Source organism: Herbaspirillum sp. WGmk3 (assembly GCF_023952535.1).
GTDB classification, from domain to species: domain Bacteria; phylum Pseudomonadota; class Gammaproteobacteria; order Burkholderiales; family Burkholderiaceae_D; genus Herbaspirillum; species Herbaspirillum huttiense.
The window spans coordinates 262,384-278,757 of sequence record NZ_JAKYWT010000005.1 but is presented as its reverse complement, the minus strand read 5'-3'; the positions used below and the strand labels follow the sequence as shown (position 1 = coordinate 278,757).

Below are 16,374 nucleotides of genomic sequence, written 5' to 3'. Positions count from 1 at the left end.
TCAGCGATACAAATCCGCCAACTGCCGCGTCTTGCGCTCCTCCACCGGCACCAGATACACACTGCTGATGACAGCCACCATGTCCGCTCCCTGCGCCACCAGCGGCGGCGCGTTCTCCAGCGTGATGCCACCGATCACGACCACCGGCAAGGGGATCTCGCGCTTGGATTGCGCAATGATTTCCGGCGCGGTCCGGAAATCATATTTTTTCACGCGCGACGGATAGAAACCGCCGAAGGCCACATAACTGGCACCATCGCGGTACGCCGCATGCGCCAGCTCCAACGTGCCGTAGCACGAGGCCCCGACGATGCGCTCCGGCCCCACGGCCTTGCGCACCTCGGCAATGGACGCATCGGTACCACCGACATGGATGCCATCGGCATCGATCTCCAGGCACAGGTCCACGTGGTCGTTGATGATGAGCGGCACATCATATCGCCGGCACAGCGCCAGCAATGTCGATGCCTGCGCGCGGCGCTGCTCCGCACCGGCGGTCTTGTGGCGGTACTGCACCAGCGCGGCCCCGTTCTGCAAGGCCAGCTCGGTGGCGGCCAGCAGTTGGGCGGTGTCATCCCAATCCGGCGTGACGATGTAGAGGCCACGCAGATGCGTTGCGTACTCGGGTTTCATGTCAGGCTCCTGCCGCAACGGCGGCGTCAATAACAGGTTCAAAGGCAGGCACGCGATTGGGAATGCGCTGCCCCTCGGCAATCGCATAGGACGTCGACAAGGCCTGCTGCGTGTACTGCTGCGCCAGGTCGATGGCCTCGCGCATCGGCAGGCCGCGCGCCAGGCAGGCCGACAGCGCGGCCGCCAGCGTGCAGCCGCTGCCGTGGAATTCATCAGGCAGCCGGGTCCAGCGCCAGCGCGCGCTCTCGATGGCCTCTTCGGCAAACTCGGAACGGAACATTTGTCCGTACCAGCGATTGATCACATCCTGCTCCTGCGGACCATGGCCGCCCTTGAGCAGCACATGCGCACATCCGCGCTCCATCAGCAGCGCCGCCTGCCGCGGCGGTTCCACATCGCCGCACAAGCGGCGCGCCTCGTTGAGGTTGGGGGTGATGACGGTGGCCAATTCATACAAGGGTTCGATCACGCGCGCAGCATCGTCGCGCGAGAGCTGGTCGCCCTTTCCATTGGCCAGCACCGGATCGAGCACCACCGGTAAATGCGGGTCACGCGCACGCAAGTGTCGGATCAGGCCGGCGATCACTTCGGCATTTTCTCGACTGCCTGCGATGCCCAGCTTGACCGCTGCGATGTCGAAGCGGTCAATCAGCACCTGCGCCTGATGACGCACCAGTTCCGGATCGAGCGCATGCACCGCAAAGACGCTGACGTTGTCCTGCACCGTCAATGCCGTCGGCACCGACAAGGGATGCGCACCCAGTGCCGTGATGGCCGGGATATCGGCCTGCATGCCGGCCCCGCCGCTGGGGTCCGAGCCGGAGAAGACCAGCACGCAGGGTGGCGTGGCGCGATAAGCGGCCTGCATGCTCACGCCACGCGGCCGGCCATCGGCGAGGACGGCGAGGCGGCAAACTTGCGCGCAATGCGTCCTGCGAGGAAGGCTTCGCGGCCCGCCTCCACCGCCAGTTTCATGGCGCGCGCCATGCGAATCGGATCGCGTGCACCGGCAATGGCCGTATTCATCAGCACGCCATCACAGCCCAGTTCCATCGCAATGGCCGCATCGGAAGCCGTGCCCACGCCGGCATCGACCAGCACCGGCACGCGCGCCTGTTCGATGATGAGCGAAAGATTCCAGGGATTCAGAATGCCCATGCCCGAGCCGATCAACGAGGCCAGCGGCATGACGGCGGCCACCCCCAGGTCTTCCAGCATGCGCGCCTGGATCGGATCGTCGCTGCAATACACCATCACGTCGAAGCCATCCTTGACCAGGGTCTCGGCGGCCTTCAGCGTTTCGGGCATGTTGGGGAAGAGGGTTTTCTCGTCGCCCAGCACTTCCAGCTTGACCAGCTTGTGTCCCCCCAGCAGTTCGCGCGCCAGTTGCAGCGTGTAGACCGCATCGGCGGCGTTGTAGCAGCCGGCGGTATTGGGCAGGATGGTGAATTCGGAAGGCGGCACCGCGTCCAGCAGGCTGGGCGCATTCGGATCCTGGCCGATGTTGACGCGGCGGATCGCCACCGTGATGATCTCGGCACCGCTGGCGACCGTCGCCGCGCGGGTTTCGTCGAGGTCCTTGTACTTGCCGCTGCCCACCAGCAGGCGCGAGCGATAGGTCTTGCCGGCGATGGTCAGGCCCTTGTCCTCGCTCAGGAGGGGGGCGTCGTTCATGTTCATGTCGATTCCTTGTCTGTGAGAGCTGCATGCCACGGGAGGCGGCCGCTGGCGACACGCACGTGCCGCAGCGGAACAATCGTTCATCCGCCTCCGATGGCGCGCACTACGTCTACCTTGTCGGCCTCGGCCAGCGCGCGCGCAGGCCATTGCGCGCTGGGCACCACCTGGCGGTTCACCGCCACGGCCACTGCCTTGCCGGCCAGAGAGAGGCCGGCAATGAGCTGGTCCAGCGTGGCACCGTCAGGCAGGGGATGAGGCTTGCCGTTCAGTTCGATCTGCATGGCGCTTACTGCTTCGCATAAATCTCGGCGCCCATCTTGACGAACTCGACCGATTTCACCTGCATGCCTTGCTTCAGGGCGTCGATCTCGGAGATGCCTTCCTTGGCAGCGTAATCACGCACTTCCTGAGTGATCTTCATGGAACAGAAATGCGGGCCGCACATGGAGCAGAAATGCGCCACCTTGGCCGAATCCTTGGGCAGGGTTTCGTCGTGGAATTCGCGCGCCTTGTCCGGGTCCAGGCCGATGTTGAACTGGTCTTCCCAGCGGAATTCGAAGCGCGCCTTGGACAGCGCGTTGTCGCGGATCTGCGCGCCCGGATGGCCCTTAGCGAGGTCGGCTGCATGCGCGGCAATCTTGTAGGTGATGATGCCGTCCTTCACATCCGTCTTGTTGGGCAGGCCCAGGTGTTCCTTGGGGGTGACGTAGCACAGCATGGCCGTGCCATACCAGCCGATCTGCGCGGCACCGATGCCGGAGGTGATGTGGTCGTAGCCAGGCGCGATGTCGGTGGTCAAGGGGCCGAGGGTGTAGAACGGGGCTTCGTGGCACTGCTCCAGCTGCAGGTCCATGTTCTCCTTGATGAGATGCATGGGCACGTGGCCGGGTCCTTCGATCATCACCTGCACGTCGTGTTTCCAGGCGATCTGGGTCAGTTCGCCCAGGGTGCGCAATTCGCCCAGCTGGGCTTCGTCGTTGGCGTCGTAGATCGAGCCGGGACGCAGGCCGTCGCCCAGGCTGAAGCTGACATCGTAGGCCTTCATGATCTCGCAGATCTCTTCGAAGTGTTCGTAGAGGAAGGATTCGCGGTGATGCGCCAGGCACCACTTGGCCATGATGGAACCGCCGCGCGAGACGATGCCGGTCATGCGCTTGGCCGTCAGCGGGACGTATTGCAGGCGCACGCCGGCGTGGATCGTGAAGTAGTCCACGCCCTGCTCGGCTTGCTCGATCAAGGTGTCGCGGAAGATTTCCCAGGTCAGGTCTTCGGCCTTGCCGTTGACCTTTTCCAGCGCCTGGTAGATCGGCACGGTACCGATGGGGACCGGCGAATTGCGGATGATCCATTCACGGGTCTCGTGGATGTTCTTGCCGGTGGAGAGATCCATGACGTTGTCGCCGCCCCAGCGGATGGCCCAGGTCATCTTTTCCACTTCCTCGCCGATGGAGGAAGTGACGGCCGAGTTGCCGATGTTGGCGTTGATCTTGACCAGGAAATTGCGGCCGATGATCATCGGTTCGACTTCCGGGTGGTTGATGTTGGCGGGGATGATGGCACGGCCACGGGCGACTTCGTCACGCACGAATTCCGGAGTGATCTCGGCGGGAATGGACGCTCCGAAGGACTGGCCGGGATGCTGGCGACCCATCAGGTCGGCCAGCTTGTTGCCCATGGGGCCGGAGGCTTTCAGTTGCTCCAGGTATTCCTTGCGGCGCAGGTTTTCGCGGATGGCGATGAATTCCATTTCCGGCGTGATGATGCCGCGGCGTGCGTAGTGCATCTGGGTCACGTTGGCACCGGCCTTGGCACGGCGCGGCTTGCGATGCAGGTTGAAGCGCAGCTCGGCCAGGGCCGGGTCGTTCAGGCGTTGCTGGCCGTATTCGGAAGTCGGCCCGGGCAGTTCCTCGGTGTCGTTGCGCTCCAGGATCCAGGGCAGGCGCGGGGTGGACAGGCCGGCGCGGATGTCGATCTTCACGTCCGGGTCGGTGTAGGGGCCGGACGTGTCATAGACATAGATCGGCGGATTCTTTTCGGAACCGAACATGGCGGGCGTGTCGGCCTGGCTGATCTCGCGCATGGGCACGCGGATGTCCGGGCGCGAGCCGGTCACGTAGATCTTGCGGGAATTCGGGAGAGGCTGGACGGCTGCCTCGTCGACGGTCGCCGTCGCGGACAGGAATTTCGGGTTGGCATTCATTTCGGCTCCTTTGCTTGATGACTCATGGCTCGGAGCCAGCAAAGGAGGTTGCGGAAGAGGACGAACGGCGTGGAGTACTGCGGACCGTGGGTGCGTCATGCTGCCGGTTGCTTCCCTTCGCTGGCATTATCCAGATCAGGTTCAAGGGTATTTCTCACCCGGCTGCCAGAGCATGTGCTCCGGTGCCAGGACCCCTAGCGATGCGACGCGGACCGCTTGCGCAGTCCTTGTCGTGGACCGGATTCTACACCGATGGCCAGCGGAGACAAGCGCTGCTTCATGAAACCTGAACTCCTGCAGCATGAGATTCAGGAACGACAAATCAAGATAATCAAGTAATTATTTGCCATTCATTTAACTAATAATTAAAAATAATCAAATCCTGCCAAGCGAGAAACTTTCTGCGTGATATATTTTCGGCGGGAAAGAAAATGGGTTGCGCCAGAGCAAGCAGTACAGGCAACAAGCGCTTGCGGTCAACCCCATCCAGCCCGCCGCCAACGAGGCGGGCACGAGGGCACGATAAGGCAGCCTGGCACAGGGGCTGGATACGCCGGCTGCCACCGCAACACCAGACGACGCGTCGCACCCGACCGGGTGCATGCTGGGGGGCATGCGCGACTGGCAAGAAGAAATACGGCGATCCCGCTGCGCCGTCAGCAAACAAGAAACATGACTCTGACACTTCGTCGCAAGACGCTGGTGGTGCGCACGCTCGTGGCGGCCATCGGTGCAAGTTTCGTCTCGGGCTGCGCGGTCGATCCGGCCACCGGCAAACCCTCCTTCAAGGAAACCTTCGCCAGCGATGATCCCTGCTCGCAAAACGCGCGCAACATTGGCATCGGCGTGGGCGTGCTGGCCGGCGCACTGCTGGGCCGCCAGGTCGGCGGCGACAACAAGGGGCTGCTGGTCGGTGCCGCACTGGGCGGCGTCATCGGCGGCCTGATCGGCAACGACATGGACAAGCGGCGCTGCGAGTTGTCCAAGATCGCGAAGCAGTATCAGCTCGACCTGCAGATCACGGCGCTGGACAACAAGGGCGAAGCGATCACCACCACCGACAGCGCCAAGGCCAAACAGGAGACGGCGGGATCGGTGGTCGAGATCCGTGATCCTGCCGGGGCCGGCGGCCACTTCGAAAGCAATTCCGATCAGCTCACATCGCGTGCCCGCGATTACTTCACCGCGATCGCCGCCACTTACGACATACGCAAAAGCGCGGCCGAAATACAGGATCCCAACCTGCGCAAGCAATACCTGGAGAAGATGAGCCAGCGCAAGCTGCTGCTGGTCGGGCATACCGACGACACCGGCTCCTCGCGCCTGAATGCCGACCTCTCCGAGCGCCGTGCCCGCGCAGTGTCGCGCTTCATGCAGGAGCACGGCGTACCGGCAGCTTCGCTGTATTTCCAGGGTGCGGGCGAGTTCTATCCGATTGCCAGCAACGACACCGAAGACGGACGATCCAGGAATCGCCGCGTGGAAATCGTCGAGTTGGTCGACAAGGCCAGCTTCGACAACTATCTCGCCGCGCGTCGTCCGCGCGTGGAGTTCTATCGCCAGGAAAAGAGCGACGCACCGACCGTCGCGCAGTCCGGTGCAAGTACCGGAGTCACCGCTGCAGCCGCAACTCAAGGAGTGCCGCGCACGCGTGCGGCCACCAGCGCCAAGAACAACACAGCCAGGACTACCAGGAGTGCGGACGTCGTTGCCAGGGACAATCGCAACGACGGCAAAGGCGATGCGGCAGCCACTGCCCCTGCGCCGAAGACCTCTGCGTCTGCGCCTGCCGCGAACGCACCCGCCAGCGCATCAACCCGTAAAGCGGGGTTGCCCGACAGCGGCGACTGGATCGACTTTGGCGGCGCGCCGCTGATCGCCTCCAGCGACACGGCCGCCATCGGCAAGGTCGAGGGCAAGCGTCCCTTCTTCTCGCTGATCAGCCCGGCCTACGCCGATGAGCCGCCGGTACTGGCCGACTGCACGCGCGACCGGCCGCGCGCAGCCAATGGTGTCAAGTCATTGGCTGACGGCAAGGCCTATCGCACCAGCGAACACATCCCCGGCCTGTATGGCAAGACCTGGACCGAGCAGGTCAACGGGCATCAGGTGGTGATCAACCGCATCGCCGTGCTGGCGGGCGACGGCACGCTGGCCAACCTGCCCGAGTTCAAGGTCTACAAGAACTACGATGCGGCGCGCCGCACGTCGGCCAAGGCCGATGTCCAGCTGCAGCCGGAGGTCAACACCTACCTGGGCAGCAAGGGCCTGCTTTATCGCATCTTCCTCAAGGGCCAGGGCGGCATGCAGTGCGCCGACATCGTCTTCGATGCCGGCGGGGGCAGCGCGGCCAGGGCTGGACGCCTGGTCTACCTGCGCGCCAACACGCCCTATGCGGCCGACTTCAAGCCCAGGATGTACCAGTAAGCCAGCACCGACAACCACAACACATCAACCAGGGAGCCCCTCAATGAAAGAATTCTTCGACACCTATCCACTGGCGGCCTGGAGCGTGGTGAGCGTTCTCATGGCAGCCGTCGTCATCATGACCCTGTGGGAGCAGGTCAAATGGTGGTGGTTCAACACCTGGGTCCGCTTCCCGCTGGTGGGCCGCATCGCCCGCCTCTCGCGCGACCTCAACGAAGACTCCAGCCTGCCCGGCTGGCACAAGGGCGAAAGCACGCTGTGCCTGGAATACAAGAAGTTCATCCACATCCAGGACGAGCATGACTTCAACGAGAAGGTCACCTATCTGACCAAGTCCGGTGACAACGGCCGCAAGGCCACGCCCAACTGGATCTGGCTGCTGACGATCTCGATGGTGTTCGTCGAAGCGATGGGTTTCTCCTACGTGCTGGCGGGCTACACGCTGCCGGGTGCCAGCGAGAACCTGCAGCAGACCGGGGCTTACGGTATCGCTTTCCTGATCTCAGTGATCCTGGTCGCCTTCACCCACCTGGCCGGACATGAGCTGTACAAGTCCGAGCGCGTCAACCTGGCGCGCCGCCAGTGGAACGAGGCAGGCCGCAAGCAGGAACTCTTTACCGGCACCATTCCGCTGGCCCGTCCGCAATCCAGCGATGACCACAAGCCCACCTTCACCCAGCTGTGCAACCGCGTGGGCTCGCACCCCAGCTACAAGATCACGGTGCTGACCGTGATCTTCGTGCTGCTGGTGGCCAGCCTGGCGACCTACGTCCGCGGCCAGGTGCTGGAGCGCGAGCTGGAAGCACGCGTGACCCTCAGCAGCAATCAGGCCGGCAATGCGGCACGCTCCGCAGCGGGCAGCCTGGACATGTCCGCTACCAATGTGCGACTGCCGGCCGACGATGATGCCGCCAACCGCGCCGCCGACCGCAAGGCCGTCAGCGACGAGGCCGACATTGATCGTCACGGCGGCTGGGCGACCTTCATCGTGCTGGCGTTCGTGTTCGTGTTCCTGCAGATCCTGGGGGTCATCTTCGGCTATCGCTGGGGCTTTGCCGGCGAGAACAGTGCCGAAGCCTATCGCGACATCGGCAGCGGCCGCTATTCCAGCTACAGCGCCGTACGTGAACACTATCGCCGCATCGCCGACACCGCCCAGGCCAGCCTGGCCACGCTGCAGCAGAAAATGATGATGCACAACAGCACGCATGGCACGTCCGGCCAGCACCTGAGCAAGACCTTCCGCGACTTCATGCAGCAGACCCGTCTGGCCGATGCCGCCGAACGCCAGAGCGAACGCGACTTTGCGCAGACGGTCGCGGCCCAGCAGGCGACGCCCTTGCACGTTCCCGCCCACCCTGCGGCAGCGGCCGCGCCGGTGGCTGCACCGGCCGTGGTGGCAGTGGCTGCGGTGGTACAGGCCCCTGCCGCCCCCGCTGGCACCGACAGCCTGCCGGACGTGATGACGCGCCTGGATGCGCTCGGTGAAGACAAGGAAGCCAAGAAGAAACTGATGGCGCAATTGCCCGAGGCACTCAACATGGCCGTGCGGGAAGAACTCAAGCGCCGCAAGGACGAGCGCGAACGCAAGGCGCGCGAGGCTGACGCCGAACTGGAGGATCTGCTGTGAGGAACTGGTCTGCCCTCGTCCTGGCCACCAGCCTGCTGGGCGGCAACGCCTGGGCTGGTGCCATCGATGCCATCCCGACCTGCTACGACAACAAGCTGGTGGGGACGGCCCCGGCTGTCGTGGAGTCCGAACTGTTCGTGGTCATCGACCAGACCACCCTGCTTGATGGCGGTCTGAAACAGTCAGTGGCCGACAACCTGAAGCCTTTCCTGGCAGGGGGCAATGCATTCCAGATCATCACCTTCTCCGCCTATACCCAGGGCCATTACACGGAAGTGCTGGCCTCCGGCAAGCTGGATGCACCGATGGAGGCCAGCCGCCGCAATGATGTCTCCAAGACTGCGCTGGCCAAGTTCGACCAGTGCATGGCGCGCCAGCCGCAGCTGGCGGCGCAGGTCGCCGGCGGGGCCTTGCGCGCTGCCTTCGATGGCACCAGCGGCGAGATCGCCAAGTCCGACGTGCTGGCCAGTCTCAAGTCGATTGCCGAACTGAGCCGCAAGTCCAAGGCGCGCAACCGCATCGTGCTGCTGGTCTCGGACATGCTGGAGAACTCCTCGGTGTCCAGTTTCTACGCCGACCGCGGCCACAGCGTGCGCAAGATCGACCCGGCCAAGGAAATGCAGCTGGCCGAACAGAATCAGCTGCTGGGCGACTTCGGCGGGGCGCGCGTGTATGTGATCGGTGCCGGGCTGCTGTCCGAGGATGGCAAGAAGAGCAAGAGCTATCGCGATCCCAAGACCATGCAGGCGCTGGCCGGTTTCTGGAAAACCTATCTGGAAAAGTCCGGTGCACAGCTGGTGGAGTTCGGCCAGCCGGCGCTGCTGAGCCCGATTCGTTGAGCTAGCCAACGATACAAGCTCGTCAGTTGCCTTAACCTGAATGTATAGTAAGGCTCGCGACATTTTCTGATGTCGCGAGAAAATCAACCTCAAAAATCCAAGAATCAGGGGAATCATGAATCAACTCCAGATGTTCAAAGCCGGCGTCCTGCTTGCCGTTTCCATCGTACTGACCGGTTGCGCTACCAGTCGCAGCGAGATCAAGCTGAGCGAACCATCAAGCGCCGCTGCCACCAAGGCCGCAGTGGCCTCCAAGAACAAGACGGTATTGCTGCGGGAAGTCTTCGATGAACGCGTCTTCGAAGATGCCCCCTCGTCGCCGAGCACTCCTTCGCTGGGCTTTGAGGGCTCTGCAAAAAGCACCGCCGAGATCAAGGCGCGGGCGATCGGTCGCAAGCGCAACGGCTTCGGCAAGGCGCTGGGCGATGTGCTGCTGGAAAACGGCATGACGGTGAGCCAGGTGATGCGCAAGAACATCACCACCAGCTTGCAAGAGGCCGGCTTCAAGGTGGCGGTCAACGCTGCTGACGCAGGCGAGGCCCCCATCGTGATCGATGCCCATGTGAAGAAGTTCTGGGCCTGGTTCACCCCTGGTTTCTGGGCCGTCAGCGTGGGAACGCAGATCTCGACTGATCTGGTGGTGCAGAACAAGAACATGCCCATCGTGATCAACATCGAAACATCGGAAAACCATATGGCGGTCACCGAAGGCGTCTGGATCGAGGACATCGACAAGGCGCTCGTGAAGTACCGTTCCGAAGCCACCGGCCGATTCATGGACATGAACTGAACCACAGCAGCTGCTGGAGCTGGTCGAGCAACTAAACAACGGGAGTCTCAGGACTCCCGTTTTGTTTCCGCAAAGAAAAAGGTTGCCCGTCAGCGCCCCGGCCAACGCTGCGCTTGGCCGGTTTGGCGCGCCGTTCCCTTATAATGGATGGTTTCGCAAAAACACACGTCAAATCATGGAATTAGCCAAGTCGTTCGAGCCCGCCGAGATTGAGAAATTCTGGCGCGAGGAGTGGGAAAAGCGCGGTTACTTCGCCGCCACCACCGACGCGGAGAAGCCCTCGTTTTCCATCCAGCTGCCGCCGCCCAATGTGACCGGCACCCTGCACATGGGTCACGCGTTCAACCAGACCATCATGGATGGCCTGACGCGCTACCACCGCATGCGCGGCTACAACACCGCCTGGATCCCCGGTACCGACCACGCCGGCATCGCCACTCAGATCGTGGTGGAACGCCAGCTGGATGCGCAGAAGATCTCGCGCCACGACCTGGGCCGTGAAAAATTCGTCGAGAAGGTGTGGGAGTGGAAAGAAAAATCCGGCTCCACCATCACTGGCCAGATGCGCCGCATGGGCGCCTCCACCGACTGGGCCCGTGAATACTTCACGATGGACCCGAAGATGTCCAAGGCCGTCACCGAAGTCTTCGTGCGCCTCTACGAGCAGGGCCTGATCTACCGTGGCAAGCGCCTGGTGAACTGGGACCCGGTGCTGGGCACCGCCGTCTCCGACCTGGAAGTGGTGTCGGAAGAAGAAGACGGTTCCATGTGGCACATCAAATACCCGCTGGCCGATGGCAGCGGCCATATCGTGGTAGCCACCACCCGTCCGGAAACCATGCTGGGCGACGTCGCCGTGGCCGTGGACCCGACCGACGAGCGCTACGCCGCGCTGGTGGGCAAGATGATCAAGCTGCCGCTGGTGGGCCGCGAGATCCCCATCATCAAGGATGAATACGTCGACAAGGAATTCGGCACCGGCTGCGTGAAGATCACCCCGGCGCACGACTTCAACGACTACCAGGTGGGCGCACGCCACAACCTGGAAATGATCAGCGTGTTCACCCTCAAGGCCACCATCAACGAGAATTCGCCCGAGAAGTACCAGGGCCTGGACCGCTTCGAAGCGCGCAAGCAGATCGTGGCCGACCTGGACGCGCTGGGCCTCTTGGAACTGGTCAAGCCGCACAAGCTGATGGTGCCGCGTGGCGACCGTACCGGCGTAGTGATCGAGCCGATGCTGACCGACCAGTGGTTCGTCGCCATGAGCAAGCCTGCACCGGAAGGGACCTGCTTCCCCGGCAAGTCGATTGCCGAAACCGCGCTGGAAAAAGTCTCCTCGGGCCAGATCAAATTCGTCCCCGAGAACTGGACCAACACCTACAACCAGTGGCTCAACAACATCCAGGACTGGTGCATCTCGCGCCAACTGTGGTGGGGCCATCAGATCCCGGCCTGGTACGACGAGGATGGCGGCATCTACGTCGCCCGCACCGAAGAAGAAGCGAAGAAGCAAGCCGGTGGCAAGTCCGTCAAGCGCGATGAAGACGTGCTCGATACCTGGTTCTCCTCGGCGCTGGTGCCCTTCTCCACCCTGGGCTGGCCGGAGGAAACGCCGGACTACAAGCTGTTCCTGCCCTCTTCGGTGCTGGTGACGGGCTTTGACATCATCTTCTTCTGGGTGGCGCGCATGGTCATGATGACCACGCACTTCACCGGCAAGGTGCCTTTCGATACCGTCTACGTTCACGGCCTGGTGCGCGATGCGTCTGGCCAGAAGATGTCCAAGTCCAAGGGCAACACGCTGGACCCGATCGACCTGATCGATGGCATCGGCGTGGATGAACTGGTGGCCAAGCGCACCGTCGGCCTGATGAATCCCAAGCAGGCGGCCAGCATCGAGAAGGCTACCCGCAAGGAATTTGCGGACGGCATTCCGGCCTTCGGCACCGATGCGCTGCGCTTTACCTTCGCCTCGCTGGCGACCCTGGGCCGCAACATCAACTTCGACCTGAACCGCTGCGAAGGCTATCGCAACTTCTGCAACAAGCTGTGGAACGCCACCCGCTTCGTGCTGATGAATACCGAAGGCCAGGACTGCGGTTTCGACGGCCACGAGAAGGGTGTCTGCGACAAGGAAAAGCTGCAGTTCTCCAAGGCTGACCGCTGGATCGTGTCGCTCTTGCAGCGTACCGAAGCCGAAGTCGAAAAGGGCTTTGCCGACTACCGCTTCGACAACATCGCTACCGCCATCTACAAGTTCGTCTGGGACGAGTACTGCGACTGGTACCTGGAAATGGCCAAGGCCCAGATCCAGAGCGGCAATGAAGCGCAACAGCGCGCCACCCGCCGCACCCTGCTGCGCGTGCTGGAAAGCGTGCTGCGCCTGGCCCATCCGGTGCTGCCCTTCATCACCGAGCAGCTGTGGCAGAGCGTGGCTCCGCTGACCGATCGGAAGCCCGATCCGGCGGGCGACTCCATCATGCGCCAGGCCTATCCGCGTCCCGACCTGGAAAAGATCGATACCGATGCCGAAGCCTGGGTTGCCCGGTTCAAGGCCTACACCGATGCCTGCCGCAACCTGCGCGGCGAGATGCAACTGGCGCCGTCGCTGCGCGTGCCGCTGATCGTGGAAGCCGCCGATGCGTCGGCCGTGGAATCCTTCCTGCCCTACCTGCAAGGCCTGGTGCGCCTGTCGGAAGCCACGGTGGTGCCGCAACTGCCGGAGTCGCCGGCACCGGTGGCCATCGTCGGCGAAGTCAAGCTGATGCTGAAGGTGGAAATCGACGTGGCCGCCGAACGTGAACGCCTGGGCAAGGAAGTCACCCGCCTGACCGGCGAGATCGCCAAGGCCAATGGCAAGCTGTCCAATGAAAGCTTCGTGGCCCGTGCGCCCGAAGCCGTGGTGGCGCAGGAGAAGGAGCGTGTCGCCAACTTCAGCGCTACGCTGGAAAAGGTGAGGGAACAGCTGGCCAAACTCAAGTAAGCCAGCCTGTTTCTTCATGAAGCCGTCGTCCCTTGCGGGGCGGCGGCTTTTTTTGTGCTTGCCTTGCGGCGCGGGCTTGTCTAGACTGGATCGAAAAAATTAGAACAATCGTGCTTTTTTATGGCATTCGACTTGATAACAGGAGACCAGCATGAACCGTATTTCCTCCCCTTCCCGCCTGGCCACGCTGTCGCTGCTGGCTGCTACTTTGCTGGCCAGTGCTGCCGCCTGGGCCGATGGCTCGCCGGTGGGCTTGTGGAAGAGCATCGATGACGCCACCGGCAAGCCCAAGGCGCTCATCCGCATCAGCGAAAACAATGGCGAACTGAGCGGCAAGATCGAGAAGCTGTTCCGTGCGCCGGAAGAAGACCAGAACCCGGTCTGCCAGAAGTGTGAAGGCGAGCTCAAGGACAAGCCGGTCATCGGCATGACCATCCTGTCGGGCCTGAAGAAGGACGGCGAAGAATACAACGGTGGCCAGATCATCGATCCGGCCAATGGCAAGGTCTACAAGAGCAAGCTGACGGTGGTCGATGAGGGGCAAAAGCTCAATGTGCGCGGTTATGTCGGCATGCCCATGCTGGGCCGCACCCAGACCTGGCTGCGGGAGCAGTAAAGCCAGGCCGGTCAGGCCGGACGTGAAGCTTTGAGCACGTAACGGTCCAGCTCACGGGCGAAGGCGCGGCCGTCGCTGGCGCTGAAGGCGGCCGGGCCGCCGGTCTCGACGCCGCTGCTGCGCAGCTCTTCCATGAAATTGCGGGTGCTGAGGTGATGGCCGATGTTCTGCGCCGTATAGAGCTCGCCGCGCGGATTGAGCGCCAGCGCGCCCTTGGCCACCACGTCGGCAGCCAGCGGAATATCGGCGGTGATGACCAGGTCGCCGGGTTCACACTGGCGGGCGATTTCCTTGTCGGCCACGTCGAAGCCGGCCGGCACCACCATGGATTTGATGTAACGCGAAGGCGGTGTGCGCAAGGGGCGGTTGGCCACCAGCGTCACGATGATGGTGGTGCGGTCGGCCACCCGGAACAGCATGTCCTTGATGACACCCGGACAGGCATCGGCATCCACCCAGATCGCCATCAGCGCGCGTTCGCCCGCGTCAGACGAAGGACACGGTCAGGCCCGGCAGGGTCACGCCCGAGAAGGCTGTTGTCCAGGTCTGGCCGGGCTCGATGGGACAGGCGTCGGTCCACGTTCCGGTGCTGATGATCTCGCCGGCCTGCAGCTGGCGGAAGCGGGTCTGCTTCTGCAGCAGCTGGTGCAGGTGCCACAGGGCGTGCAGGGGGCTGTCCATCTCGTCATTGCAGAAGCCGGCAGCACGCAGCACGCTGGACGACTCCGTGTTGCAGGACAGAGAGACGCTGGCGCTGGCCAGGATCTGCGGCAGGTGGTGTTTGGTCGCCGAAGACAGCACGTGCGGCTCGCCCACGATCAGGGTGCCATGCAACCCGAAGGCGGCAATTGAATCGGCTACGGTGAATTCCCAGTTGGGGAAGGGACAGACCACGATTTCGAAGCCATGCGCCATCCACTCCAGGCAATCGGCCAGCTCCAGCAGCGATGCGCCGGGGGCCGGGGTCTTGCCGAGCTTGAAGACGATCTCCGGCTCGATGCGCGGCTGCACCGCACCGGTGAGCGATTGCGCGCCGTGATTGTCTTCGGCGAAGCGCACCGTGGCATCGTACATCGGTGCCCAGGTCGGAATCCGCGCTTCATCGATGATGCCGTAGCGCTCCCAGTTCTTGCGCACCACAAACCCGATCTTGCGGCCGATAGGCTGCTCGCCTTGGGCAACGCGGATGTTGCGGATGTTATGAGCGATTTCGTAGGCGTCTTCGACCGACAGCGGCTCGGACTCGGAAATGCGCGGGATGATGCGGGACTGAGCGCGGGCATCCAGCAACTGATGCGCGTAGCGGAGGGCTTGGCTCGACATTAGCATGGAGGGCTCACATCGAAAGATAGTGAATAGCTATCCATTGTCGATGACGATTAATTTTTGCACAAGCAAAAACTCGCTTTTATACGAGATCTGACAAAAATTTCATCAGATTGACCTGCTGCGCGTCATGCTGTTTTTCAGTGGCTGCAACAGTCCTGTCCAGCTTGAGAATGGCAGAGCTCATGCGCCCCAGAGTTCACCGTTCGGACCGGTTTGAGGCGCGGTCACGCCGAAATGCTGATAGGCCAGCCCCGTGGCGATGCGCCCGCGCGGGGTGCGCTGCAGGTAGCCTTGCTGGATCAGGTAGGGCTCCAGCACGTCTTCGATGGTGTCGCGTTCTTCACCGATGGCCGCCGCCAGGTTGTCCAGCCCGACCGGCCCACCGCCGAACTTGAAGAGCACGGCCTCCAGCAGCTTGCGGTCCATCAGGTCGAAGCCGACCGGGTCCACGTCCAGCATCACCAGAGCGGCATCGGCCATCTCGCGGGTGATGCGCCCCTCCCCCTTGACCTCGGCATAGTCGCGCACGCGGCGGAGCAGGCGGTTGGCGATACGCGGGGTACCACGGCTGCGGCGGGCGATTTCCAGCGCGCCTTCCTCGACGATGGGGGCATTGAGCAAGCCGGCGCTGCGCGTAACGATGCGGGCCAGCTCGGGCGGGGTATAGAACTCCAGCCGGGCGACGATGCCGAAGCGGTCGCGCAGCGGATTGGTCAGCATGCCGGCACGGGTGGTCGCCCCCACCAGCGTGAAAGGCTGCAGGTCCAGACGCACCGAACGGGCGGCCGGGCCTTCGCCGATCATGATGTCGATCTGATAATCCTCCAGTGCCGGGTAGAGGATTTCCTCCACCACCGGCGACATGCGGTGGATCTCGTCGATGAAGAGCACGTCATTGGCTTCGAGATTGGTCAGCAGCGCGGCCAGGTCGCCCGCGCGCTCCAGCACGGGGCCCGAGGTCTGGCGCAGGTTCACGCCCATCTCGCGGGCGATGATGTGGGCCATGGTGGTCTTGCCCAGGCCGGGCGGGCCGAACAGCAAGGTATGGTCGAGCGGCTCGCCACGCTTGCGGGCGGCCGAAATGAAGATTTCGAGCTGGGCGCGCACCTTTTCCTGGCCGACGTATTCGTCCAGCTGCTTGGGCCGCAGGGCGCGCTCGATGGCTTCCTCGTTGGCCGAGGCCGGGGTGGCGGAGATGATGCGCTGTTCGGAGAAATCGTCGGTCTGGATGCTCATGCTCTAAT

14 protein-coding genes and 1 riboswitch are annotated in these 16,374 nt (G+C 63.0%); of the genes, 6 read left to right on the top strand and 8 right to left on the bottom strand.

The genetic code is table 11. From position 1 onward, the window contains the following. The 5 genes from thiE to thiC form a co-directional block, all read right to left on the bottom strand. Window positions 1-633 (bottom strand): thiamine phosphate synthase, encoded by a 633-nt coding sequence (thiE, locus tag MKD49_RS19820; protein ID WP_252697158.1) that lies wholly within the window; start codon window positions 631-633, stop codon window positions 1-3. Window position 634: 1 nt separating this feature from the next. Beyond that, a complete protein-coding gene (locus MKD49_RS19815) occupies window positions 635-1,501 on the bottom strand; it encodes a hydroxymethylpyrimidine/phosphomethylpyrimidine kinase (RefSeq protein WP_121042673.1) in 867 nt (288 codons plus the stop codon). Between the two features lie 2 nt (window positions 1,502-1,503). Further along, complete coding sequence (locus MKD49_RS19810; protein ID WP_121042671.1) at window positions 1,504-2,313, bottom strand: thiazole synthase; 810 nt, start codon at window positions 2,311-2,313, stop codon at window positions 1,504-1,506. An 80-nt stretch (window positions 2,314-2,393) separates the two neighbouring features. Next, window positions 2,394-2,594, bottom strand: coding sequence for a sulfur carrier protein ThiS (thiS, locus tag MKD49_RS19805; protein ID WP_121042669.1), 201 nt, complete (start codon window positions 2,592-2,594; stop codon window positions 2,394-2,396). A 5-nt stretch (window positions 2,595-2,599) separates the two neighbouring features. Beyond that, window positions 2,600-4,513: a phosphomethylpyrimidine synthase ThiC gene (gene thiC, locus MKD49_RS19800; RefSeq protein ID WP_121042667.1), complete on the bottom strand. Its 1,914-nt coding sequence runs from the start codon at window positions 4,511-4,513 to the stop codon at window positions 2,600-2,602. Between the two features lie 95 nt (window positions 4,514-4,608). Further along, window positions 4,609-4,719: riboswitch (TPP riboswitch) on the bottom strand. 466 nt (window positions 4,720-5,185) lie between these two features. Between thiC and MKD49_RS19795 the strand changes: the two genes are divergently transcribed. The 6 genes from MKD49_RS19795 (at window position 5,186) to MKD49_RS19770 (ending at window position 13,801) form a co-directional block, all read left to right on the top strand. After that, window positions 5,186-6,940 carry an OmpA family protein gene (locus MKD49_RS19795; RefSeq protein ID WP_252697157.1) on the top strand — a complete coding sequence of 585 codons (1,755 nt, stop codon included), beginning with the start codon at window positions 5,186-5,188 and terminating at the stop codon, window positions 6,938-6,940. Window positions 6,941-6,983: 43 nt separating this feature from the next. After that, on the top strand, window positions 6,984-8,570 hold the full coding sequence (locus MKD49_RS19790; RefSeq protein WP_252697156.1) for a hypothetical protein: 1,587 nt from the start codon (window positions 6,984-6,986) through the stop codon (window positions 8,568-8,570). Continuing rightward, on the top strand, window positions 8,567-9,409 hold the full coding sequence (locus MKD49_RS19785) for a hypothetical protein (protein ID WP_252697155.1): 843 nt from the start codon (window positions 8,567-8,569) through the stop codon (window positions 9,407-9,409). Before MKD49_RS19790 ends, MKD49_RS19785 begins: the two co-directional genes overlap by 4 nt. 115 nt (window positions 9,410-9,524) lie before the next feature. Further along, a complete protein-coding gene (locus MKD49_RS19780; RefSeq protein ID WP_134040280.1) occupies window positions 9,525-10,199 on the top strand; it encodes a flagellar biosynthesis protein in 675 nt (224 codons plus the stop codon). Between the two features lie 175 nt (window positions 10,200-10,374). Then, window positions 10,375-13,185: a valine--tRNA ligase gene (locus tag MKD49_RS19775; protein ID WP_252697154.1), complete on the top strand. Its 2,811-nt coding sequence runs from the start codon at window positions 10,375-10,377 to the stop codon at window positions 13,183-13,185. 151 nt (window positions 13,186-13,336) lie between these two features. Beyond that, window positions 13,337-13,801, top strand: a complete 465-nt coding sequence (locus MKD49_RS19770; protein ID WP_121042655.1) for a DUF2147 domain-containing protein — start codon at window positions 13,337-13,339, stop codon at window positions 13,799-13,801. 11 nt (window positions 13,802-13,812) lie between these two features. On the opposite strand, the gene MKD49_RS19765 is transcribed toward MKD49_RS19770, so the two are convergent. From MKD49_RS19765 to ruvB, 3 genes are all read right to left on the bottom strand, one after another. Continuing rightward, the gene (locus MKD49_RS19765) at window positions 13,813-14,268 is read right to left on the bottom strand and encodes a YaiI/YqxD family protein (RefSeq protein ID WP_034333361.1); all 456 of its coding nucleotides are present in this window, start codon (window positions 14,266-14,268) and stop codon (window positions 13,813-13,815) included. Window positions 14,269-14,287: 19 nt separating this feature from the next. Then, window positions 14,288-15,130: a 2-keto-4-pentenoate hydratase gene (locus tag MKD49_RS19760; RefSeq protein ID WP_199725087.1), complete on the bottom strand. Its 843-nt coding sequence runs from the start codon at window positions 15,128-15,130 to the stop codon at window positions 14,288-14,290. A gap of 180 nt (window positions 15,131-15,310) precedes the next feature. Then, on the bottom strand, window positions 15,311-16,366 hold the full coding sequence (gene ruvB / locus MKD49_RS19755) for a Holliday junction branch migration DNA helicase RuvB (protein WP_034341561.1): 1,056 nt from the start codon (window positions 16,364-16,366) through the stop codon (window positions 15,311-15,313). Window positions 16,367-16,374 lie beyond the last annotated feature (8 nt).